General features: G+C 38.3%; 18 protein-coding genes and 1 tRNA gene. 12 read left to right on the forward strand and 7 right to left on the reverse strand.

Translation table 11 applies throughout. The features are described 5' to 3' along the window. Positions 1–111 precede the first annotated feature (111 nt). Genes SHI21_RS05290 through SHI21_RS05300 form a run of 3 tightly spaced genes read left to right on the forward strand, consistent with a single transcriptional unit; the run spans position 112 to position 2,553 of the window. Positions 112–882 carry a hydroxyacylglutathione hydrolase gene (locus SHI21_RS05290; protein ID WP_323575211.1) on the forward strand — a complete coding sequence of 257 codons (771 nt, stop codon included), beginning with the start codon at positions 112–114 and terminating at the stop codon, positions 880–882. A gap of 10 nt (positions 883–892) precedes the next feature. Continuing rightward, complete coding sequence (bcp, locus tag SHI21_RS05295; protein ID WP_323575213.1) at positions 893–1,360, forward strand: thioredoxin-dependent thiol peroxidase; 468 nt, start codon at positions 893–895, stop codon at positions 1,358–1,360. Positions 1,361–1,398: 38 nt separating this feature from the next. After that, complete coding sequence (locus SHI21_RS05300) at positions 1,399–2,553, forward strand: endonuclease/exonuclease/phosphatase family protein (RefSeq protein ID WP_323575214.1); 1,155 nt, start codon at positions 1,399–1,401, stop codon at positions 2,551–2,553. A 50-nt stretch (positions 2,554–2,603) separates the two neighbouring features. Here the strand turns inward: SHI21_RS05300 and SHI21_RS05305 are convergent, their stop codons facing one another. Together SHI21_RS05305 and SHI21_RS05310 are read right to left on the reverse strand one after the other, a co-directional pair. Beyond that, entirely contained in the window at positions 2,604–3,395 is a 792-nt protein-coding gene (locus SHI21_RS05305; protein WP_323575215.1) for a M48 family metallopeptidase, read from the reverse strand. After that, a complete protein-coding gene (locus tag SHI21_RS05310) occupies positions 3,392–3,664 on the reverse strand; it encodes a hypothetical protein (protein WP_323575216.1) in 273 nt (90 codons plus the stop codon). The genes SHI21_RS05305 and SHI21_RS05310 overlap by 4 nt, the downstream gene beginning before the upstream one ends. Positions 3,665–3,757: 93 nt before the next feature. Between SHI21_RS05310 and SHI21_RS05315 the strand changes: the two genes are divergently transcribed. The 3 genes from SHI21_RS05315 to topA are packed head-to-tail and all read left to right on the forward strand — an operon-like array spanning position 3,758 to position 9,270. Next, a complete protein-coding gene (locus SHI21_RS05315) occupies positions 3,758–4,540 on the forward strand; it encodes a tetratricopeptide repeat protein (protein WP_323575217.1) in 783 nt (260 codons plus the stop codon). 24 nt (positions 4,541–4,564) lie between these two features. Next, positions 4,565–6,757 (forward strand): LysM peptidoglycan-binding domain-containing protein, encoded by a 2,193-nt coding sequence (locus SHI21_RS05320; protein WP_323575218.1) that lies wholly within the window; start codon positions 4,565–4,567, stop codon positions 6,755–6,757. 23 nt (positions 6,758–6,780) lie between these two features. Beyond that, positions 6,781–9,270, forward strand: coding sequence for a type I DNA topoisomerase (topA, locus tag SHI21_RS05325; RefSeq protein ID WP_323575220.1), 2,490 nt, complete (start codon positions 6,781–6,783; stop codon positions 9,268–9,270). 63 nt (positions 9,271–9,333) lie between these two features. Here the strand turns inward: topA and SHI21_RS05330 are convergent, their stop codons facing one another. Together SHI21_RS05330 and SHI21_RS05335 are read right to left on the reverse strand one after the other, a co-directional pair. Further along, entirely contained in the window at positions 9,334–11,337 is a 2,004-nt protein-coding gene (locus SHI21_RS05330; RefSeq protein ID WP_323575221.1) for a DUF3943 domain-containing protein, read from the reverse strand. Between the two features lie 148 nt (positions 11,338–11,485). Beyond that, the gene (locus tag SHI21_RS05335; RefSeq protein WP_323575223.1) at positions 11,486–12,367 is read right to left on the reverse strand and encodes a class I SAM-dependent methyltransferase; all 882 of its coding nucleotides are present in this window, start codon (positions 12,365–12,367) and stop codon (positions 11,486–11,488) included. 124 nt (positions 12,368–12,491) lie between these two features. Between SHI21_RS05335 and SHI21_RS05340 the strand changes: the two genes are divergently transcribed. Together SHI21_RS05340 and SHI21_RS05345 are read left to right on the forward strand one after the other, a co-directional pair. After that, positions 12,492–13,532: a hypothetical protein gene (locus SHI21_RS05340; protein WP_323575224.1), complete on the forward strand. Its 1,041-nt coding sequence runs from the start codon at positions 12,492–12,494 to the stop codon at positions 13,530–13,532. Positions 13,533–13,581: 49 nt separating this feature from the next. Continuing rightward, positions 13,582–13,658, forward strand: a tRNA-Arg gene (locus tag SHI21_RS05345). 106 nt (positions 13,659–13,764) lie between these two features. On the opposite strand, the gene SHI21_RS05350 is transcribed toward SHI21_RS05345, so the two are convergent. From SHI21_RS05350 to SHI21_RS05360, 3 genes are all read right to left on the reverse strand, one after another. Continuing rightward, positions 13,765–15,075 (reverse strand): hypothetical protein, encoded by a 1,311-nt coding sequence (locus SHI21_RS05350; protein ID WP_323575225.1) that lies wholly within the window; start codon positions 15,073–15,075, stop codon positions 13,765–13,767. 190 nt (positions 15,076–15,265) lie between these two features. Next, complete coding sequence (locus tag SHI21_RS05355; protein WP_323575226.1) at positions 15,266–15,682, reverse strand: hypothetical protein; 417 nt, start codon at positions 15,680–15,682, stop codon at positions 15,266–15,268. A 220-nt stretch (positions 15,683–15,902) separates the two neighbouring features. Next, the gene (locus tag SHI21_RS05360) at positions 15,903–16,544 is read right to left on the reverse strand and encodes a glutathione S-transferase family protein (RefSeq protein WP_323575227.1); all 642 of its coding nucleotides are present in this window, start codon (positions 16,542–16,544) and stop codon (positions 15,903–15,905) included. A gap of 224 nt (positions 16,545–16,768) precedes the next feature. Here SHI21_RS05360 and SHI21_RS05365 point away from each other — a divergent pair, with 224 nt between their 5' ends. The 4 genes from SHI21_RS05365 to dacB all read left to right on the forward strand — a co-directional run bounded on the left by SHI21_RS05365 (position 16,769) and on the right by dacB (position 21,298). Further along, positions 16,769–17,413, forward strand: a complete 645-nt coding sequence (locus tag SHI21_RS05365; protein WP_323575228.1) for a hypothetical protein — start codon at positions 16,769–16,771, stop codon at positions 17,411–17,413. Between the two features lie 64 nt (positions 17,414–17,477). After that, entirely contained in the window at positions 17,478–18,821 is a 1,344-nt protein-coding gene (locus tag SHI21_RS05370) for an FAD-dependent oxidoreductase (RefSeq protein ID WP_323575229.1), read from the forward strand. Between the two features lie 82 nt (positions 18,822–18,903). After that, the gene (locus tag SHI21_RS05375; protein ID WP_323575230.1) at positions 18,904–19,695 is read left to right on the forward strand and encodes a substrate-binding periplasmic protein; all 792 of its coding nucleotides are present in this window, start codon (positions 18,904–18,906) and stop codon (positions 19,693–19,695) included. Positions 19,696–19,858: 163 nt separating this feature from the next. Beyond that, positions 19,859–21,298, forward strand: a complete 1,440-nt coding sequence (gene dacB, locus SHI21_RS05380; protein ID WP_323575231.1) for a D-alanyl-D-alanine carboxypeptidase/D-alanyl-D-alanine endopeptidase — start codon at positions 19,859–19,861, stop codon at positions 21,296–21,298.

A 21,298-nucleotide genomic window follows, 5' to 3' on the forward strand; every position in this document is an offset into this window, starting at 1 on the left:
CTAAAAGACTTTCAATCAGACTTTTGACAAACAACGCGACCAAGAACAATTTTGTATAAAAACTTGCTTCCATATTTTATTTCCTCTTCTAACTATTATATGATGGTCACTATGAAAGTTCACCAAATCTTCTTTAAGAATACCCTAAGAAACTTCTGCTACTTAATTGTTTTTGATGATGGAGCGATTTACTGTATTGATCCCTTCAACGCCTCGGAAGTCCTGGACTTTTTAGGGCCAGATAAAAAACTTACCGGAATTATCAATACCCATGACCATTGCGACCACTATTCTGGCAATGATGAGCTTTTAGCGAGCTATCCGTGTCCGGTTTACGCTCACGAGAAGGCCGAGGTTCCAGGAAAGACCCATGGATTAAAAGATGGGGAAATACTCTATCAAAATGGTTCGTGGAGTTTATCAGCGGTCGATACTCCGGGGCATACGATGTCTCATATGTGTTTGATGCTTAAAAAAGATGGAAACCCTCATGCGCTCTTTACTGGTGACTGCTTTTTTAATGCCGGAGTAGGAAATTGCCATAATGGCGGCAATGTTGAGAGCATGTACAAAACGATTAGTGAGATTTTCTCTCAGTATCCTGATGAACTTCTGATCTACCCGGGCCATGAGTACTTAAAAAGGAACTTGGAGTTCACGATGAATATTGAAAGTGATAATCGTGATGCTAAAGAGTTTCTAGAAAAAATCAGCACTATCAACATGAATGAAATATTTTTTGTGAATAATATGCAGACTGAACGAAAAATTAATATGTTTTTGCGTTTAAAACAGCATACGATCAAACAAAATTTGAAACTGGATCATAGTGATGATAAAGCTGTGTTTCTAAAACTGCGTGAACTACGAAATAAATGGTAAGGATTTTCATATGAGTTTTCCCAAAGTCGGAACAAAAGCACCACTGTTCACTCTTCTTAATCAAGATGCACAGGAAATTGATTTAAAAAAGATTAAAGATAAAACCATCGTTCTCTATTTTTACCCAAAGGCCTCAACTCCAGGGTGCACAACTCAGGCGTGTGGGATCAGAGATGTAAAAAAAGAATTAGCGAAAGCTAATACTGTGGTTTACGGGATCAGCCCGGATGCTCCACCGAAACTTAAAAAATTCATTGAGAAAGAAGGTCTGAACTTTGAACTACTTTCTGACCCGGAACACTTGATTGCTGAGAAGTATGGGGTGTGGGGGCTTAAAAAATTCATGGGACGCGAGTACATGGGTGTTAAACGGATCACATTTATCATCGGATCCGATGGTAAACTCAAGCACATAATGGATGATGTCAAAACTAAGACCCACCATGACGACGTGCTTTCTCTAGTCACTGCACTTTAAGTTTGTTAAATTTAGGCTTCAATTTTAAAGGGGCCTTTATGAAAATGATTCTTTCATTAGTGTGCGTACTGTTTGCCATGAATGTTCAGGCAAAATCAGTAGAGATCATGTCTTACAACGTAGAAAATCTTTTTGATGCCAAACATGACGAAGGCAAAAACGATTGGAGCTTTTTACCAAAAGATGCTCCGGGGAAAAAAGAGGCCTGCGCTAAAGAAAAAAGTAAATACAGAAGAAATGAATGTTACGACGCTGACTGGACGGATGAGAAAGTTGAAATGAAACTTGCTCAGATCACAGACGTCATCACAAAAGAAAGAAAAGGGCTTCCTGACTTTCTTGGATTGGTTGAAGTTGAAAACGGTGAAGTGGTAGGTCGTCTTGCTAAAAAGCTTGGTTATGACAATGTCGAGATCACGACGAGCCCGGATTTTCGTGGTGTAGATGTTGCTCTTTTATACAAGACAAGTGATTCAATTAAAAAAATCTCAAGAGCAGAACATAACGTTCCTGTTGATTACCCTTCAAGAAATATTTTAGAAGTAGAGTTCAGCGTTGATGGACACCCGTTAACTATTTTTGTGAACCACTGGCCGTCGCTTGCTAATCCAGATTCATGGAGAATTAAGGCCGCTGAAGTTCTAGCGACTAGAACAAAAGAGATCCTGGCAAAAAATCCGAAGATGGCGATTTTAGCGATGGGAGATTTCAATACGATTGATTCAAACGATCCACATCCATTTAAGACTGTTTTATTCAAGGACAATTTATTCACGGATGCTGTTGTAGCATTCAAAGAAGATAAAGCTGTTAGTGATGAAGCGAAGAAGAAGCTTCCAGAAGGAAGTTATTATTTTCCACCGAAAGATCAGTGGAACTATTTAGACCATATATTTTATACAAGCGAACTTAAAGACGGAACAGCTGGGCTTAAATTAGATCTTCCGAGTTTTGAAGTTTACCTTCCATCTTTTGCTTTAAAAGAATTAAAGAGAAAGGCGGGAAGTGATGATGAAAAAAATCATGTGATTAAGATGGTGCCGAATAGATTTAATACTGAAGCGAAGTCTAGAGCAGATATGGGGTTTTCGGATCACTTTGCAGTGGTTGTAAAACTTAACTATCCAGATCCAGCACCTGCTAAGGTTGAAGCGAAGAAAGCGAAACCAGCTAAAAATAAGAAGAAAAAATAACAAAAAAAAGGCAGCGAAATTTCGCTGCCTTTTTTTTTATTTAAATGTGATTAAAGATTTCTACCTAATCCAAGTTTTGCAGAAGACTCATAATCACCCATGACTTTAGGGATTAATGATCTTAAATGCTCTCTACGTTTTTCACTATTAGGGTGAGTAGACATAAATTCAGGTGGAGCACTTCCTCCTGCTTGAGAGAAGCGGTCCCAGAAGTTAACAGCTTCGCGTGGATCGTATCCGGCCTTTGCCATCAACACTAATCCAATCTCATCTGCTTCTGTTTCGTCCCCGCGAGAAAAGGGAAGAGTGATTCCGTAAGTTACACCAGCACCAAGTGCGGCCATGGCGATAGCTTTTTTAGTTGGGTCCATTTTTGAAAAAGCAGTCAGTCCTGCTCCAGCAAGTAATCCACTTGTGATCATTTGTTGAGTCATACGTTGTCCACCATGGCGGGCAATCGCGTGACCGATTTCGTGTCCCATAACAGTCGCAAGTCCTGCTTCATTTTTAGCGTATGGAAAAATGGCCGTATAGACCGCAACTTTTCCACCTGGAAGACAGAAGGCATTGGGTTCATTACTTTGAAGAGTTTTAAATTCCCATTGAAAGTCTGGTTGGTTGGCAACGGCAGCGATTCGTTTTCCAATCTCTTCTACGAGTTTAGAATCAAGAGTACCTGTAACAACTTTTTCTTTAGTAAGGATTTCTTTGTAAGCTTCTTCACCTTGTTGGTTTTCTGTGGCAGCAGAAGTGAGAAGCAAGGCCTTATGTCCTGAAACAGGAGTCGTCGTACATGAAAGCGAAAAAATTAAGACACTAGCGAGTAACAGTTTTGTTTTCATAGTGAACCTTTTTTGTCTGCAATAGTTTCATCAACTAATATGTCGAGTTTAAATTTCTTCGCACACTCGTTTAAGATGTGCTTCATTTCTTCTCTCAATAATATATCGCCCTTCAACTCAATGTCTCGATACTGAGCGTGATGCGGATGTTCTAAAGTTGAGTAAAAGCAGATGCCATCGTTGGCCTCAAGCTGGAAATAAAAGAAGGCAGAGTCCTCTTTATTCATTCTAATGATGTAATGGAAAAGTTGAGTAGATTGTTTTGACATAGGGCCCTTTAAAACACGTTTGACATGTATCTGATCTGAATTAGAATAAAAGTTAAGTTATCGCATTCACATTTACAAGTCATGGAGGACAAAGTGAAGAGGAATTATGCCAGGAAGGCCATAAATGGTGGACTGTTATTTTGCAGCACGCTGATTTTGACCTCATGTTCGTCTCTTTGGTTGCATCGCGATCAAACTGTTGACTCCGCTTTAAATGAAGGGGCACAGTCCCAACATTCTACTGTATCGAAAGATCAATATGATGAGTTGGCGCGAAAATATAACGACCTATTAGCACAATCTAAAAATTTGAAATCAGCGGAAGTTGCACCTGTTGTGGCGGCCAATCCAAATGGGCAGTCTAAACCTCATTTAGCTGAAGAAACTCATATTGATCCTTCTGAGTTAGTGAATCGTATTGATAGCGCTATTCCAGATGCACCAAACCTTGATGGGGTAGATGCTCTGGCCACTAAATCACAAACACCGGGACCTGCTGTTCCAACAAGCATGGGTGTAAAAACTGTTAATAATTCTGATGAGATCGACGATCAAATTTCGCGTTTGCGCGAAGTTCAGGAATTAGTAAAAGTGAATAAGTTTGAGCAAGCATTAGTGATCTTAAAAGAGCTTGAAGCTTCTAAGGAAAAACAAATTGTCGTAAGAGCAAAAATGATGCTTGGAGATTTATTGTTTAACCAAGGTGAGTTCGATTTATCTTCACAAGTTTATGAAGAGATTATCAACAAGTACGCTTTCTCAGGTTTTGTTATCAAAGCACTAGGGAAGTTAGTTGTTTGCAGTGAAAAATTAAAACAACCTGAGAAGCAGGCGAAATACTATTCACTACTTCATGATTTTTTTGAAGCGAGCTAAAACTAACGTATAGGCGAGAAAGCTATGGCGATTTCTAAAAATAAATACTTCTTACTGATGCTGCTAGCGAGTCTTGCAAGTGGAAACTTAACTGCACAAGACCCAAGCACTGATCTTGAAGAAGTAAATGTCTACGATTCATTAAACTCCAATGCAGGAAGTTCGACTCCGACTGAAACATCATCCGATGTACAGATGTCGAGTTTAGAAGAGCAGGATGATTTACAATCGCTAAAAGAAGATATCGGTGACGTAGTTTTTGAAAAAGATAAACCAGTTCAATCTGCTCAAGACGATAGACCAAGTACTCTTACAACTCCCACTGTAATGGAAGGAACAGCACCTGCTGATCTGTCTCCAAAAGCGGGGACGTTGAATGCTACAAGTCCGAAAGGCCAGAATATGGTGCCCGGGAAAGATGAAAAAGCGGAAATCATTGCCGATGAGTCGATGAATTTTGATGTCGGCAGTGAAGAAAAAAAATTATTAGAGTTATCAAAATACGTTCAACATAAAATCACACCAAAAGAGTGGGATGATATGGCCATTAAGGCCAAGCTTGAAAAATATGAAGTTCAAAAAGGTGACTACCTTTGGAAAATTTCTAAAAATTTATTCGGATCAGGATTTTATTATTCAAAAATCTGGTCCCTTAATCCGCAGATTACTAACCCTCATGAAATTGAACCAGGAACTATCCTCGCTTTCGATACAGGGGATGCTGACACTTTCCCAAAAGTGACTGTGGGAGAGTTTGCTGACGATGAGATTGAAGGATCGAAGACTGGTGGAACATACACGAGTTCAGACGATAGAAACCGTCCTTCTTGGATTCAAGAAAGAAAGAAGCTTATCGATCAAGGTGTTTATTTCCAATTCGCTTCAGAAGAGACGTATGACGATTTAGAGCGTCTGGAAAAAATGCAAAGAAACAATGAGTATGAAAAATACGATCCGCCTCTTTCGGATATTATGATTCAAGAGCCAGGTGACGCTTACGATAGCGCAGGGTTTGATAAGTCAGATAAAATTACCTTCAGTTACCGCGAAGGATTTTTCTTAAACTCATTTGTTACAACAAACGTTGTGCAGGATTTAGGAGAGATTAAAGCGACACCAAAAGAAGCTGTGTTCATAAATAAACTTGATACTATTTTTGTTAACTTTGATAAGTCGACAAAAGTAAAACCAGGGGATTTATTCTCAGTTTACACTGCTGGTGGAGAAATTAAGCACGCCGTGTCTGATCGTTCAGGATTTTTATACACGACGACAGCACAAGTTAAAGCGATTAGAAAAATTGATGATGTGTGGGAGTGTTTGATTGTTGAACAGTCAGGACTTGTACAAAGAAAAGATCGTCTGACAGTTTACACGCCGAAGATTGGTAAGATCGCGAAAACTTTCTCTCGTAGAAATGTTGAAGCGGCCATCATTGGAAGTTACCGTGAATCACTAAGTGGTATGTCTTTCGGAGATGTAGTTTACATTGACCGTGGACGCGCTGACGGAGTGGAGTTAGGAAACGTTTTTGATGTGTATTCTTTTATCGATCGTGGTACACAAAGAAAAATTACTCCGAGCCCTACGTATAAGATTGGTGAATTGACAGTTATTAACATCACTGACAATTTTGCGACGGCCATCATTACGAACTCTACAACTGAAATTACTTTAGGAAGTATTGCTGTAACGAGAACGCAAGAAGACCAAGCGCGCAGTCTGCGTCTTAAGAATAAAGATAAGCTGAATGATGTTAAGAAAATCGAAGGTAAAGCTCTTGATGAGTTAGACGTAGAATTAAATCTTGATGACGTAAGCCAGGATATTTTAAACAAAGCTGACAAGATTCAATTAACTGAAGACGAGCTCGAAGAATTAGAAAGACAAGAGCGCGACAAGTCAGTGATTAAAGATTCTCAGCGCGATGTTAAAGAGTTAGATCGTTTAGAGTCAGAGATAATGGATGCCGAAGGCTCTCTCAATGAATCGAAAGTGGATGAAGACAAGTTCTTAGAACAGCAAAGTTTAGATGGATTAGAGAAAAAATCTAAGCAGCAGGATCCGAACGCGTTTGAGTCATTAAATGAAATTGAGAAGGATATTGGAAGAAAGTATCTGGATGAAGATATTAACAACAAAGAGAATCCATACGGTCTGACAGAGTTTGACCTTGAAGAAGTGGATGAGTTGTTGAATACTGATTTCAAAAAATAAATAAAAAACACTAAGGTAAAAATATGTGTGCAAAAGCAGTTGCTAAAAAAGCGGCGAAAAAAGTCGTCGTGAAAAAGACTCCGGCCAAAGCAAGTAAAGTCGTCGCTAAAAAGGCGCCAAAAGTTGCTGCCGGAAAAAAAACTGAAATTGAAGAAGATGATGTAGTTGCCGAAAAAGGCAGTTATGCTCTGGTCATCGTTGAGTCACCCTCAAAAGCAAAAACGATTAAAAAATACTTAGGTAAAGGTTATCAAGTTGTGGCCTCTAATGGTCACATTAAAGATTTACCAAAATCTAAACTTGGTGTTGATGTAAAAGACGACTTCGCACTAGACCTTGTTCCAATCACTGGAAAAAAAGATAAAATCGAACGCATCCAGGAATTGGCAAAGTCAGCAAACATTATCTACCTCGCGCCCGATATGGACCGCGAAGGAGAGGCGATCGCTTTCCATCTTGCTGAAGAAATCGGAAAAAAGAAAACTATCCACAGAGTTGTGTTCAACGCCGTTACAAAAACTGCAGTTAAGCACGCTATTGATAACCCTACTGTTTTAAATCAACCAATGTACGACTCACAAAAGACGAGACGAGTTCTCGATCGTTTAGTGGGTTATAAAATCTCACCTATTCTTTGGGACAAAGTCCAAAGAGGGATTTCAGCAGGTCGAGTTCAGTCAGTTGCTCTAAGAGTAATTGTTGATAGAGAAGACCAGATCAAAGCATTCATTTCTGAGAAATGGTTTTCAATTCAAGGTGAACTTGAAAAGAAGAACATTAACTTTGAAGTAAGATACTACGGTGAAGAAGCTGGAAAGAAGACTGAACTTGATGGAGCGGAAGGCGAGAAGCTAGCGAAGAAAGTTGTTTCAGACATCAAAGGCAAACCACTTAAAGTTATCGAAGTTAAGAAAAAAGAAAGAAGACAAAATCCAACTGCACCATTCACGACATCAAAACTTCAACAGGAAGCTGCTAACAAGCTGGGCTTTACTGCAAAAAGAACAATGATGGTTGCTCAGATGTTGTATGAAGGGGTTCAACTAAGAGATCACGGTCTTCAAGGTTTAATTACCTATATGAGAACGGACTCGGTGAGAACTGAACCGGAAGCAATGAAGTCACTTCGTGATTACGTCAGCAAAAAATACGGTAAAGACTTTTTATCATCTGATGAAATCGTTTATAAGAAAAAAGGAACAAGCAAGGTTCAGGATGCCCATGAGGCCATCCGTCCAACTAACTTAGAGTTCACACCGGACGAAGTTCGTGGAGATCTTGATCCTGACCAACAAAAACTATATGAGCTGATCTGGAACAAATTCATTTCATCTCAAATGTCTCCGGCCGTGATCGACCAGACAACTGTAACGTTTGAATCTGCAGGACACTTCTTTAAATCTAACGGGTCAATTGTAAAGTTCCCGGGTTTTAGAACTGTGTACCTTGATTCAATTGCAGAAAAACAAAGTAGAAAGAACGAAGAAGCTGAAGAAACAGACGAACCAAAAACTGGATTGCTTCCAGATATTTCTGAAGGTGAAACATTCCAACAGAAAAAATCAATTGAATCTGAAGAGCATTGGACGAGTCCGCCTCCAAGATTTAATGAAGCAAGTTTAGTAAAAGCACTTGAAGAAGATGGTATTGGACGACCTTCAACATACGCTGCGATCATTTCAAACATTCAAGACAGAAACTATGTTGAGAAGATTGAAAACAGATTTATCCCGACAGAACTCGGAACTGTTGTTTGTAAGATGTTAGTGGAGAGTTTCCCTGACGTTATGGACATCGAGTTTACAGCTCGAGTTGAAGAAATGCTGGATAAGATCGAAGAAGGCGAGATTAACTGGAAGAAAGTTCTAAGAGAATTCTGGAAAGGGTTTGAGCTTACGCTTGAAAAAGCTAAAGACGAAATGAAAAACCTTAAGAAGCAGTCGATCCCGACTGGTGTTCATTGCCGCAAATGTGCGGACGGTGAGTATCAGATTAAGTGGGGGAAGAACGGGCAGTTCCTTGCTTGTTCAAATTATCCTGACTGTAACTCGACAGAAGACTTTAAGAGAACTCTTGATGGCGTGATTCACATTGTAGAAAAAGAATTCGCAAAAGACCCTTGCCCGACTTGTGGTAAGAGAATGGCGATTAAAAAAGGTAAATACGGAAAGTTCTTAGCATGTGAGGACTATCCTCAATGTGCGACAACTCTTCCATTCACAATTGATGTTCAGTGCCCTGAGTGTAAAGTTGGGAAATTCGCAGAGAAGAAGAGCCGTTTCGGTAAACTATTCTACGGATGTTCAAACTACCCGGCGTGTACGAATGCAATGTGGACGAAGCCGTTCGCATTTGACTGTCCTGGATGTGGATACCCGGTAATGGGTGAGAAGTTCACGAAGAAGAACGGGAAGCAGTTAGAGTGTCCTAAGTGTCGTCACAGAGTGGATATGGCCGATACGCCATTCCATGTAAATGAAGATACTGGTGAGATTGCAGAAGACGCAGTTTAAAAAATCAAAACAAAAAAAGGCCGGTGGAATTAGGGTTCCACCGGCCTTTTTTTTGGTCATTAACTAGAATTTATAAATCAAAGTACCCATTGTTCTTCTTTCAGTTCCTTTCGTATCAAAGTCACCATTTACAGATCCTGTTCTCACATCAATCTCGCGTGAAAGCTGGATACTAAGGTTCTTCGTAATGCTGTATCTGATATAAATTTTGTTCGTTGAAAGTGAATCTTTAAATTTAGCTCCACTTTCTGATTCAATTCTATTTCTTTCATCAATACTGTTTGCAGTTGAGAATTGTCCTTCATATCCAACTTCAAAGTTTCCACGAGAGACAGAGATTGCACCAATCGCACTTGCTCCAGATCCCCAGTAGTATGATCTTTTTCTAACGATACTTGATTCTTTACTAAGGTCACCGTTCTGACTCGCTTTGTATGGCTCTAATGCGTATGACTTAACCATGGCGAAGTCACCGTAGACACCGAAGTCAGCGTTCAGGATAAATCCGTTCATATGAACTCTTGCGTGAGCTGTAGCTCCTAAAATATTAACTGTGCCGTAGAAGTCTTCATCAACAGAATCTTCTTTTGTTCCTCTATCTGTCCAAGTTGAACCTGAACCAATACCTAAGATGACATCGTATCCACTTAGTTGTCCTGAAGAATCTTTCTTTAAATTTTTCTGGTTATAGGCGGCCATTACTACTTGGGCCACAACTTTTAAATCCGTTACACCTTGGTTACCATTGCTTTCAACCATTAGCTTTGTCACTGCTGAATCGTAAACCATGCTTTGGTGTTTACCAGCTTTATCGTAATTATCAATATTAACGACTTCAGCTTTTAGACCAAGAACGTAATCATTATTTTTTGATCCTTCGTAAGCTTTTTGTCCATTATCAAGACCGATATAAACCGAGATGTCTGACCAGCGAGGCTTTTTACAGTCTGGTTGTGAAGCAAATTTATCACCTTTTTTCCAAGCACCGTCGATTGCGTGAGCAATACCAAGGTTCGGGTTAACAGTGTAACCAAGAGTTTTAGCTGCAATAGAATTCTTATTAAGTAGAGCACATGATAATTGGTAAGTTGCTTCACCAATTACATAACCACCAATTGGAGTTAAGATCTGATCGTTGATTGAGAAAACTTCATGGTACTCAAGAGTTTCCCAAGCCGCTGAAGAGGCAAAACCAATAAGTGCAGACTCAAGAGAATTAAATCCGTTTGCTCTTGCTGTCTGGTAGTACATAACTCCGGCATATGTGTGTCCGTAGTTAGAAGCTTTATCGTTGTCATCAAACTTGATTGCTTCACCTGTAATATATTTTCCTTTTAAACCTGAACCTAATTCATAGTCAAAATCCACTTCGTTGAATACCAGGTTTTTGTAGTAGATCGCCATCGCAGCAGAAAGCTGAACACCGATTTCAATACCTGTGCGAAGATAGTTTTTCTTTCTTGGGCTTTCTGATTCAAAAATAGAATAAGCTCTACTTGCTGAAATCGGAGAGTTTGTTGCTTTATCTTTAAAGACTTGTTTCTTTTCATCAAAGGCAATTTGATCAGACTCTATCGCACCATTAACTAGAAGGGCCGCTTTGTAAGCGTCTTCATTGTTGATGTATAAAAATAAATTCCCCATAACTTTCGCCATGGCGTCTTCTTTTTTTGCTTTACTGTCTTTAGAGTCCTGGAATGACCATCCTAAGTTTGTAAAGTCAGAATCGTATTTACGGTTCCAGTTGGTTACGTCAGTCGTAATACCTTCATCACCTCTAGAGCGTAAAATTTTAATATGGTAATCGTAAGATTTAGATAGAGCTGCAAGATCTTTATCAACAAAGCTCTCAGTGCTGAATTCACGACAAGTGACGTCCACACCTCGGTCTACGATTTGGTTAGCAAGTTTATAAACTTGAAGACAAGTTTCCTTTTTCCACTCTTTAGATTTGGTTTCTTTTAGATCACCAACTGAAATCAGAATCCTTTTTTGAGGAACTAATTTAGCATTGGCAGTAAAAGAAGCGGCCACAAGTAATAGAGCAAAAAGTGAGTATGACTTCATACGAACTCCAAAATTGAATACAATAGATGATTAGAACAAAGCAAGAATAGGGCCACAGCAGAATCTAAAAGAATCAGAAGGATGGAGGGGGGGAAGTGTCTAATGTTTAGACATATGTCTAAATTAGCAAGAGTGGCGAAGACACACTCTAAACAATATTTTTAGCTAGAGAGTAGATACCTGCCGGAAGAATTCTAGAGTCGTTACTATGACGAACTCCTAACTCACCAACCACGACATCTTTTTTAGACTTATGATCGTTCATGATATTTCTCAGGGCCTCAGATTGAACCCCGTGAGTGTGTGATGAAAGAAAGAAAAAGCTCTTTTCACGAGTCAGGATATTGTAGCAGTCAGTGATTAACTCATGAATCATCTGATCGAATTCCCAAACTTCTTTATTGGCCCCGTGTCCCCAGCTAGGAGGATCGGCCAGGATAGCATCGTACTTGAAACCTTTTCTAAGCGAGTGCTTAACAAAGTTCTTTACGTCTTCTTGAATAAATTTAATTTTTTTCGTGTCCAGCTTTGAAGCTTCAGCGTTTTCTTTTCCCCAAGTTAAAACACCTTTTGATGAATCAACGTGGAAAACTTCTGCACCCGTTTTTAAAACAGCAAGACTTGCACAACCAGTATAACCAAAAAGGTTAAGGAACTTGATCGGTCTCCCTAATTCTTTTTCCAGTGCACGTGTTTCATTTAAAAGAGTGTTCCAAACAGCTTGCTGCTCGAAGAAGACTCCACAGTGACCAAATGATGTGAACTTCAGTTTAAACTTCAATTCTTCCCATTCAATCATAAGATCTTTTGGTTCTTTATCACCACGGTGTTTCCACGTTCCACCACCATCTGATTTTCTAATACAAACCGACGTGGCCTTCTTCCATTCTTGTTCATTGAGTTTAGGTGCCCAGATCGCCTGTGGAGACGGTCTTTCAACGGTTACACCCGCGATGATTTCGAGTTTTTTACCGAAACCAGAGTCGAGTAACTGGTAGCCAGGAATGTTTTCAGAAACTAGATTTGTCATAGGCTGCACCTTATATGAATTGGGCCTTATTGTTAAATGTTTTTGAAATATTTATAGTTAATTCAGCTGTTCTGGGGGCAATACAAGGCTTGTTTAACCAATAACTAGGTGTAAAAATAGTGGGATGAATAATATTGGAAAGACGATTTCTTGTTTGGGACTGGGGCTATCGCTGCTTGGGGCCGCCTATGGCATCGATGATCTTACGAAGGCCAATGAGTTTGAGGAAAATCAGACTACTGAAATAACCGGGCATTTTAAGGAGCAGTACTATGTTTGGTATGGCCCTGGACATTCAAATGAAGCAGATATCGATTTAAAAAATAAAGTTGGCTGGGTGTATGCTGTGGACTCAAGAGTGCTTCAGATAAAAACACCTGCTAATGGAATTAATGGTTATAAGGCCTTTTATAATATTGATAAAGTTGGGATGCGAATTCTTCCTAAGCTCCCCAAGAAACCTCATCATTTAATTGTTGCAGGGGAATCGAATGTATTTGGAGTGGGAGTTCGTGATGAGGAAACACTTCCTTATCTTCTTTCACAAAGACATCCAAACTATCATGCTTACAATTTTGGACATCCTGGAGGAGGACCTCATAATACACTGGCCCGCTTTGAGAAAACAGATTGGTATTCTCAAATTGAGGAAAATGATGGACGCATGATTTATATTTTTTCTCCTGCCTGGATGCTGGAGAGAGTTGCAGTGACAAAAAATTACTTATCTTGGGAGAAGGGAAATAGTCCTTGGTATGAACTAGAAAATGGAAAGCTTGTTTATAAAGGGATTTTAAAAGATAGGCTTCAAACTAAAATTTTGAATTTCATCAGACTTATTGATTATTTTGGATGGGTAGGGGATTTACCTAAGTTTAATAGTGACCATATAAAGCTGACGGCTAAACTTATTGAAGAGACCAAGAGGCAGTACCTGAAAGTGTTTCCTAAGGGCAAATTTACGGCCGTGGTGAGCAATTATATGTTTTGGGATCCGGCATTGAGTAATGAATTAATTTCTCTGCTGAAATTGGCGCAAGTGGATGTTGTTTTAATTAATAAAGACCCCAAAAGTGATCCGAAGTTTCATTTTGCTGACTTTCATTTCAATTATGAGGGGCAGAAAATGATTGAAAGTGAGATTTCCAAGGTTATTAAGTTTTAAAACAGTTGTTAAAGGGAGTGGGAGTTTTTATACTAAAAACATCCCGTACGCACTCTTAGCTCAGCTGGATAGAGTAGCTGGCTTCGAACCAGTTGGTCGGGGGTTCGAATCCCTCAGAGTGCGCCATTGTTTACAATTGTAAACAATTCATAAAAATAGTTAATTTAGTAAGAATAAAAACGGCCATCGAGTTATATCGATGGCCGTTCAGTATATCTATGTTTTAATTCTATTAGTCGTTATCATCTATTGGATCTGTTAGAAATGTTCGTCTCAACTCTACAAAGTCTCTGTATAGATCAAGCATAGGGTCATCTTTACTTTGCCACCTTCTGCTTTCTTCAAAAAATTTATATATAGGAGAATCTTTTGGAGGCGTGTGAGTAACAGCATACGACCAATCACTGTATTTTATATCGCGTAGTCGTAGAAGCATTGTTTGAAAAACGGCCAATCCGTCCTTTGAAGCCACTTGCACGTAGTCTCCATCATCTCCTGGAAGACCTCTTGAAATCATGGGTAAAACAGATTGTACTATGTCATGAAAAATATTACTTCTTGGATCGATAGAATGGCGGCCAGACCCACCCAGTGAGACATAATACTTATTAATATTAGATGCTAATTCCATTCTTGTTGTTTCCAATTCTTCAATGCTAAACCCATTTAAGTATTTTTTCATCTCTTCAAGAGTGACCTGAGAAGGATTCTTTCTCATTTCATCTGAAATTTTTAGTGTTTTCATTAATGCTTCATCATCTTTTATGTAGACCATTCCCTCTTTGAAGAAAGAAGCTCTTTTTGCTTGATTCACTGTTAAGCGGGATTGATCAGTTAATGCCAGCTTTTTAACTTCTTTCATATACTCTGGAGAATCAATGAATCCGGTGAAATGGGCAAGGTCATGTTCAAACGCTGAGATATCATTTATCGTATGCTCATCGTTACCAACGGGAAAATAGCCTTCTTTCGCCATTGCATTCAAGGTTTCAGGTGAAATAATATTTCGCTCTATAACAGCATCATCGGGAATTTCTTTTCCGAAACTTTTCCAAAGAAGATTTCCATCAGGCTTTTTAAAAACAAATGCAGGTAAAAGGACGTCTTCTCTTTTAACGACATTCGTACTAACAAGATTATCCATGTACTTAGTGTATTGATCGATAATCGTACCTACAGTATTCTCGGTTTTTTCACCGGGCCTAATGTTAAACACTTTTTTCAACACCTCGACATGAGGCATACCTTCTTTATAAATCTTATAACCAGTATATTTATATGGAGTTGTAAGCGCTTTATTAAATTCAAGCATGATGGACTTATCTAGGTCATTCCAAGTTTTGGCAGAATAGGCGCTGATGTTTGGTGTACCTGCTACTGTAAGCAAAGAGTATATAATATCCCTGCATGTTTTTTCAGACGTGGGCTCTCTGGTAGTATCGAATGAATGATTTGTGAAGGTATCTATTTCTTTATTAATTGGTTTATGTGAGCAGCTTGCTATTAAGCAAAAAGTTACGGGAGCATAAAATAATTTCTTCACAAGATTCTCCTGAGCGAATTTTATACATTATCGGCTGTTCATAAATAAAAATTAAATTTAAAAACCGCATAGTATATCAGTGAAATTGGGCTGTTATGTGTTTGGGAAGTCTTAGAAAGAAACGGCCATCGGTTTGAAGCGATAGCCGTTTAGAATAGCTTTATTTTTGATTCATTATCATCGCTGTGAACTACTCACGAACGCAAATACCGCGAGAGTAAGATCCGAAAAAACCATACGAGTAGCCGTTATGTATGCGTGTAGACTTTGACAGTTTCACTTGTTTTGAATCAGAAGCGCAAGAGTCAGAAAATCCTCCCATAGTAGGTTGTTCGCAGTTCGGAGCATATGCACTACATACGACTTCATCTGTTGCGATACCTGGTCCAGTTGGGTTCTTTGGATCTTGAACTAAGAAATATTCACAAAGGGGTTCTTGCGAATCAAGGTTGCAGCCAATTTTCGTTAGAGCATCTGTCACATTTTTTTTGCATGCTTGAATCGATGATTTTCCTTCACATGTCAGCCTCATGCTTGTTGAAGCATGAACAGCAGCAGTGGAAAAACATAGAAAAGTAATAAAGCTTAATGATCTTAGAGTTTTCATAAAATCTCCTAATCTGTTCAGTGTCCCATTTTTATGTGGGATCACAGTACCGTCTTGTCGTTGTTAATTTTGTTTATAGTTACATATTCAAAAATAATGTGTTGATTTCGTGTAAAAAAGAGTCACACGAAAAAGTGGGGAGCTATTACTTATTTAAATATAAGCATCATGATGAAAAATTTATAGATAAGTTTGCAGTTGGAGAGGGAAGACTCTTAAGCTAGCCGGCTTCCACGTTCTTATAGTAGCTATCGATCGTGTGCTTCCAGGCCGGACGTACCAGGCATCGATTAAGATAGTTCCTAACATTATTATACGGTTGGAGCAGACTTTCATCTTGGATCACAGCGAGTACATGTGACATCAAAATGTCAGCGATGGTAAAGCTATCTGTAGCAACATACTGACGGCCTTCTAGCCAATGCTCCAGGTTCGAAAGGTGATGGTTGGCCCAACCTACCAAAAACTCTCGGTACTTTTTGCATCCATCATCTTTGGTCCAGTCAATCATTAAAATGTTCATCAGTGGTATTTCAAGAGAGTTTGTGGCGACGAAACACCAGCGTACAACTTGTGATTCGGAAGCGAAGTCACTCGGGATAAGTTTCCCTGATTTCTTCGCGAGATAAATCAATATGGCACCCGACTCAGACAGTACTACACCATCATCATCGATAACTGGGATTTGTTGGAAAGGATTGAGTTTGCGGTAGGCTTCAGTATTCAGCTCATGGGCCGGATGATCGATACCTTCAAGTTTAAATGGCATCTGCATTTCTTCAAGCGCCCAAAGAATCCGAAGATCGCGAGTGTTACCACGGGCCATCGCATTTACTTTCTTAAAACCATAGAGCTTCAGCATATTTATACCTTAATTAAGTTGAGCGATATTCTTCTGCTGATTTTAATCTTCTATAAATTTAGTTGTCAATTAAGACGTAATTTTAAATTTATTTATAAAATACACGGCCATTGCCTAGAAGCGATCTATTCTACTAAACTACAAAATTAAAAATAAAAGCAATTAGTAAAAATCCTAAAAATAAATCAAGGTATAATAAACTTACTTATTAGTAAGGACGACCATTGAAGTTAAGTATCTTGATTTTAGCAATTATGTTCACGTCTATGTCATCTTTCTCTCAAGATCAGGTTGTTGAAGAACAAAATGAATTGGCCGAAAAAGAGCATGTTGAAACATCTCAAGCAAGCCAGAACTTTGCACAAAGGTGGTGGAATGCTTCAAGAAATAAAGTCACAAGAATTTACGATGAAGGAAAGAATGATTTCTACCTAACCCTATACGCCTATCATGATAGATTTACTTATACGCCAGAGAAGTTAAAAGAACTTAATGAAGGAGCGTATGGTTTTGGATTTGGAAGATCTATCCTCAACGAAAAAGGCAATTCTGAAATGTTGTTTGCGATGACTCACCTTGATTCACATAGTGATTTGCAAGTTAATGTTGGATACGCATGGGTGAAGAATTTTAATTTTATAGGAAATTCTAAATTAGGTGTTGGATATGCTGCTGGTTTAGTCTCAAGATCAGATTTTGCAAATCGAATTCCTATTCCATTCGTTTTGCCAATGGGGACGATTGATCTTGGAAATGGAACTGTGAATTTGATTCTTATTCCAAAGCTTAATGATGGGATAAATAATGGTAACGTTTTATTTATTTTTGCAAAATTCTCTTGGGATAGAAAAAAAGAAGTAACTTTCTAGTACAAATCTTTATAAAAAATGAAGTTGTCAGCATACAGTCGCGCCATGCTACTGTCCTCGATAGATGAATTCATTTAAGTATATTTTTTGGCTATTCATTTTCTTTACGGCCAGGGCCTTTGCTCTGAATGTCGCAGTTATTGGCGCTGGAGCATCTGGATTAACTGCTGCACACTATCTTAAAGAGCAGGGACACTCCGTTACGATTTTTGAAAAGAATGACCGCGTTGGTGGCAAGGTTTATAGTTTTAAAATTGATGATACAAAGATTGAGCTTGGCGCACTTCTTGTGACTCAAGAATTTACAACAATCAATTCTCTTGTTCGAATTTATGGTCCACAAACTCAGATACTTCCTTCGAAAATATTGTTCTTAGATGAAAACAATCACTGGAGAAATTTTAAAGGATATTCTGCTGTCGGCCCTGTTCGCACTTTGATTCAATATAAAAAGCTGTTGAAAATATATAAGCGCTTTCCTGAACTTGATACTCCTCAGCTTATTTATTCTATTCATTCCGATTTGTTTCTTCCCCTGGATAAATTTGCAAAGAAATACGGTTTCGATGAAGTACTTCCACCATTTGTTATGAGTCTCAGTGCTTCTGGGTATCTCTATCCTGAAGTGATTCCTGCGTATTATGCTTTGAAGTTAATTAAAACGATCGCACCGGTAGGACTTCAGGGTTATATCGAAAATCTTAGGCCGCATAGTTCACCATATATCAAAGGACTTCGATATTTTAAAAATGGTTATTCAGAGCTCTGGGAAAATATGGCCTCGCATTTTGATGTCAAATTGAATGAGGAAGTACTTTCGATTGAAGATGGAAAATTAGTTACGACAAAAGGTTCATATCAGTTTGATAAAGTTATCATCTCAACAGATATTCCAACTGCAAGATCTATTATTATGAAACCTTCAAAGGAATTGAATGTATTTGCAGATAGTCTTACGAATCATAGGTTTCTCATTTCCGTAATTAAGACAAAAGATTTAGCAGGTAAGGCACAGCATTCTTTTTTCTTTTATCCCAATATGACCGTTTCAAGAATCAATCATATCCAATCGATGGTTAATTTCTGGAATAATGATGAGCTGTATGTGACGTATCAGAGTCTTGATGACAAGATTAGTTGGGAAGAAGCAGAAGAAGTTTTGAGTAGGGATCTCTCAATTACGTTAGGAATAAATAAAATTGAAATACTGAAGAAAGTAGAGTGGCCATACTTTCACCATATCCCGGTTGGAATATTTACGGGAGAAGTCGCTTTGGCGTTAAAAAATCTTCAAGGGCAGGATGGGATATATTTCATTGGAGAATCACTTAACTTTGAAGCAACAGAATCAGTTGCACAGAATGCGAAATGGGTTGTAGAAAAATATTTTCGAATACAAGGACGTTAAAAAATAAATGACTCATATGAGTTTTATCTTTCGCAAATTTTAAAAAGTTGACTCATACCAGTCATAATTTTAAAATACCTCTATGGGTATTAAAAAATATTTTTTCAGTTTGTTAGTTCTCATTCCTTTGTTGGGACAGGCCGCAGTTACTGAAGTTACCATTTATTCAGATGATTCTTATAGTCCTTATTCCTATTCTGACAAAAATGGAAAGGCCGTTGGTATTTACACTCAAATTATTAAAGAAGCCTTTAAATTAATGCCCGAATATAAGTTGAAAATTATTCCACTCCCGTGGAAGCGAGCGATGATATCGTTGGAAAAGAAAGAGGTCATTGCTGTTTATCCTCCTTACTATCGGCCGAGCGAGAGACCTTTTATTGGTGAGTATTCCGAACCACTCCTGACCGAAAATATTATTGTGGTGGCAAGAAAAGATCGTGAAAACTATAAACTTAAATCATGGCCCAAGGACTGGCTTGATAAAAAAATTGGAATTTTCCTAGGGACTATCGACATCGCTGGTCCTGAGTTTACAAAGGCATATCACGATAAAAAAGTATCGATTGTCGAAACTAAGGGCAATGAAGAAAATCTTTTTAAATTAGGAAGCGGTGAAATTGATGCTTATGTGAACGATCGTATTGCGATTTTCCATACGTTAAAAAATCTTAAAAGAAAAAATATGTGGCCAAAAAATTTTTCTGAAATTGAAGAAGTTGCCATCGTTTCAGCAGAGCAAGGCTACCTCGCATTTGCCAATCCCGATCCAAAATTTCCTTATCAAAAGGACTTAATTTTAAAGTTCAATAAGGCCATCGAAAAAATGAAAAAAGAGAATCGAATTAAGGCGATTGTCGATCAGTCACTGTAGTGTCCTTGTTCTAATTTTTAATTTCTATAAACTCCAGTGATTACAAATAAGTTTAATAAACGAATTGTTTTTAGTGTGGGATATTTCTGCAAATAGCCAGCAAAAATCCTGAATTATGCTATCATTAATAGGATTAAATGAATCTAAGGATGGATGAATTCTAATGCTCAAAATACTCCCACTTACCACATTAATAGCTAGCTTGTTTTCGACTGGACTCTTTGCTCAATCACTTCAGCAAGAGGCCTTGGCCCTGGCCCAAAAATACCATCTCTCAACTGATAAATTGTCGGTGTTAACCGTTAAGGTCGGAAACAAAAAAGAGACTTTAATAAATATCAATGCAGATAAAAAACTGACACTCGCTTCGTTATCAAAAATTGTCACTTCATACGCTGTTCTTAAAAACTTTCCTCCCACTTATCAATTTGTCACAAGAATAAAAACGGATGGGAAAATTGAAAATCATACTCTTCAAGGAAATCTCTATCTAGTTGGAGGAGGCGATCCTTCTTTTAGTAGCGAAGGTATGAATTATCTAGCTCAAGCATTAAAGAAAAAAGGAATAAAAAAAATCACTGGAGACATCATTGTTGATGACTCGTATTTCGATAATATTCGTTATGACGAAAGCCGTGGAAAGATACGCGCTGACTTTATCTATGATGCTCCGGTTGGAGCGATGTCTTATAACTGGAACACGATTCGTATTAGCGTCCATCCTTCTAATGTTGGAGGGGTTGCGAAAGTGGATATCTATCCTCCAAATGATTATGTCAAAGTTGTAGGTTCTGTAAAAACTATAAAAGGTAACGTAAATGGCGTACGAGCTGAAAGACGTATGACTAAAAATGGTCAGAATATTCTTTTCTTAAAAGGACACTTAGGTAGAAGTTACGGAACTCTTGTATTTGAAAAAAATATCACTCATCCAGATATATGGTCAGGAAGAAATCTTCAGTACATATTAGGTAAAGAGGGGATAGCTCATGCTGGTAAAGTACAAAACAGTTTAGCTCCTAAGACGGCAACCTTGCTTGCTGAGTTTTCTGGAAAAGATATTTTAGGCCTTTTGACAGATCTTAACAAAGACTCTAATAATCACGTGGCCGAAATGCTTACGAAGGCCATTGCCGTTAAAAATCAAAAGATAGGTTCTATCGCAGAAGGAGTAAAGATCATCAATAATGAAACGAAATTACTTCCTATGAGAATGCAGGATTATTCATTTGTGAGCCCTTCTGGATTAAGCCCAGACAATCAAATCTCTTCTGCTAATATTCTTAAAATTTTTGAAGGTATTGCAGTTAATAAAAAAACTCAAGATGTCTTTATGAAATCTCTTCCAGAGGCCGGAGTAGACGGCACTTTAAAAAAGAGAAAGATCGCTTCTACAAATGTTGAGTGGGTTAAGGCAAAAACAGGATTTATCACTGGTGCAGTCTCTCTTGGTGGTTATGCAAAGAAAAAAGATGGCACACTTGTGGCCTTTAGCTTTATTTACAATGGACCGGAGAAAGGAAGCCAGGTGACTCACTTTTATGATCAGCTGATTGCCGAAATTCTCGATAAAGATCAACCTAGTCCAATTGCTCAAAGATAA

The organism is Bacteriovorax sp. PP10, assembly GCF_035013165.1.
GTDB lineage: Bacteria > Bdellovibrionota > Bacteriovoracia > Bacteriovoracales > Bacteriovoracaceae > Bacteriovorax > Bacteriovorax antarcticus.

What these genes read in the sequence shown, in the direction of transcription:
- SHI21_RS05290 (WP_323575211.1), top strand. Translation starts at nt 112, where the DNA reads ATGAAAGTTCACCAAATCTTCTTTAAGAATACCCTAAGAAACTTCTGC.
- bcp (WP_323575213.1), top strand. Translation starts at nt 893, where the DNA reads ATGAGTTTTCCCAAAGTCGGAACAAAAGCACCACTGTTCACTCTTCTT.
- SHI21_RS05300 (WP_323575214.1), top strand. Translation starts at nt 1,399, where the DNA reads ATGAAAATGATTCTTTCATTAGTGTGCGTACTGTTTGCCATGAATGTT.
- SHI21_RS05305 (WP_323575215.1), bottom strand. Translation starts at nt 3,395, where the DNA reads ATGAAAACAAAACTGTTACTCGCTAGTGTCTTAATTTTTTCGCTTTCA.
- SHI21_RS05310 (WP_323575216.1), bottom strand. Translation starts at nt 3,664, where the DNA reads ATGTCAAAACAATCTACTCAACTTTTCCATTACATCATTAGAATGAAT.
- SHI21_RS05320 (WP_323575218.1), top strand. Translation starts at nt 4,565, where the DNA reads ATGGCGATTTCTAAAAATAAATACTTCTTACTGATGCTGCTAGCGAGT.
- topA (WP_323575220.1), top strand. Translation starts at nt 6,781, where the DNA reads ATGTGTGCAAAAGCAGTTGCTAAAAAAGCGGCGAAAAAAGTCGTCGTG.
- SHI21_RS05330 (WP_323575221.1), bottom strand. Translation starts at nt 11,337, where the DNA reads ATGAAGTCATACTCACTTTTTGCTCTATTACTTGTGGCCGCTTCTTTT.
- SHI21_RS05335 (WP_323575223.1), bottom strand. Translation starts at nt 12,367, where the DNA reads ATGACAAATCTAGTTTCTGAAAACATTCCTGGCTACCAGTTACTCGAC.
- SHI21_RS05340 (WP_323575224.1), top strand. Translation starts at nt 12,492, where the DNA reads ATGAATAATATTGGAAAGACGATTTCTTGTTTGGGACTGGGGCTATCG.
- SHI21_RS05355 (WP_323575226.1), bottom strand. Translation starts at nt 15,682, where the DNA reads ATGAAAACTCTAAGATCATTAAGCTTTATTACTTTTCTATGTTTTTCC.
- SHI21_RS05360 (WP_323575227.1), bottom strand. Translation starts at nt 16,544, where the DNA reads ATGCTGAAGCTCTATGGTTTTAAGAAAGTAAATGCGATGGCCCGTGGT.
- SHI21_RS05370 (WP_323575229.1), top strand. Translation starts at nt 17,478, where the DNA reads ATGAATTCATTTAAGTATATTTTTTGGCTATTCATTTTCTTTACGGCC.
- SHI21_RS05375 (WP_323575230.1), top strand. Translation starts at nt 18,904, where the DNA reads ATGGGTATTAAAAAATATTTTTTCAGTTTGTTAGTTCTCATTCCTTTG.
- dacB (WP_323575231.1), top strand. Translation starts at nt 19,859, where the DNA reads ATGCTCAAAATACTCCCACTTACCACATTAATAGCTAGCTTGTTTTCG.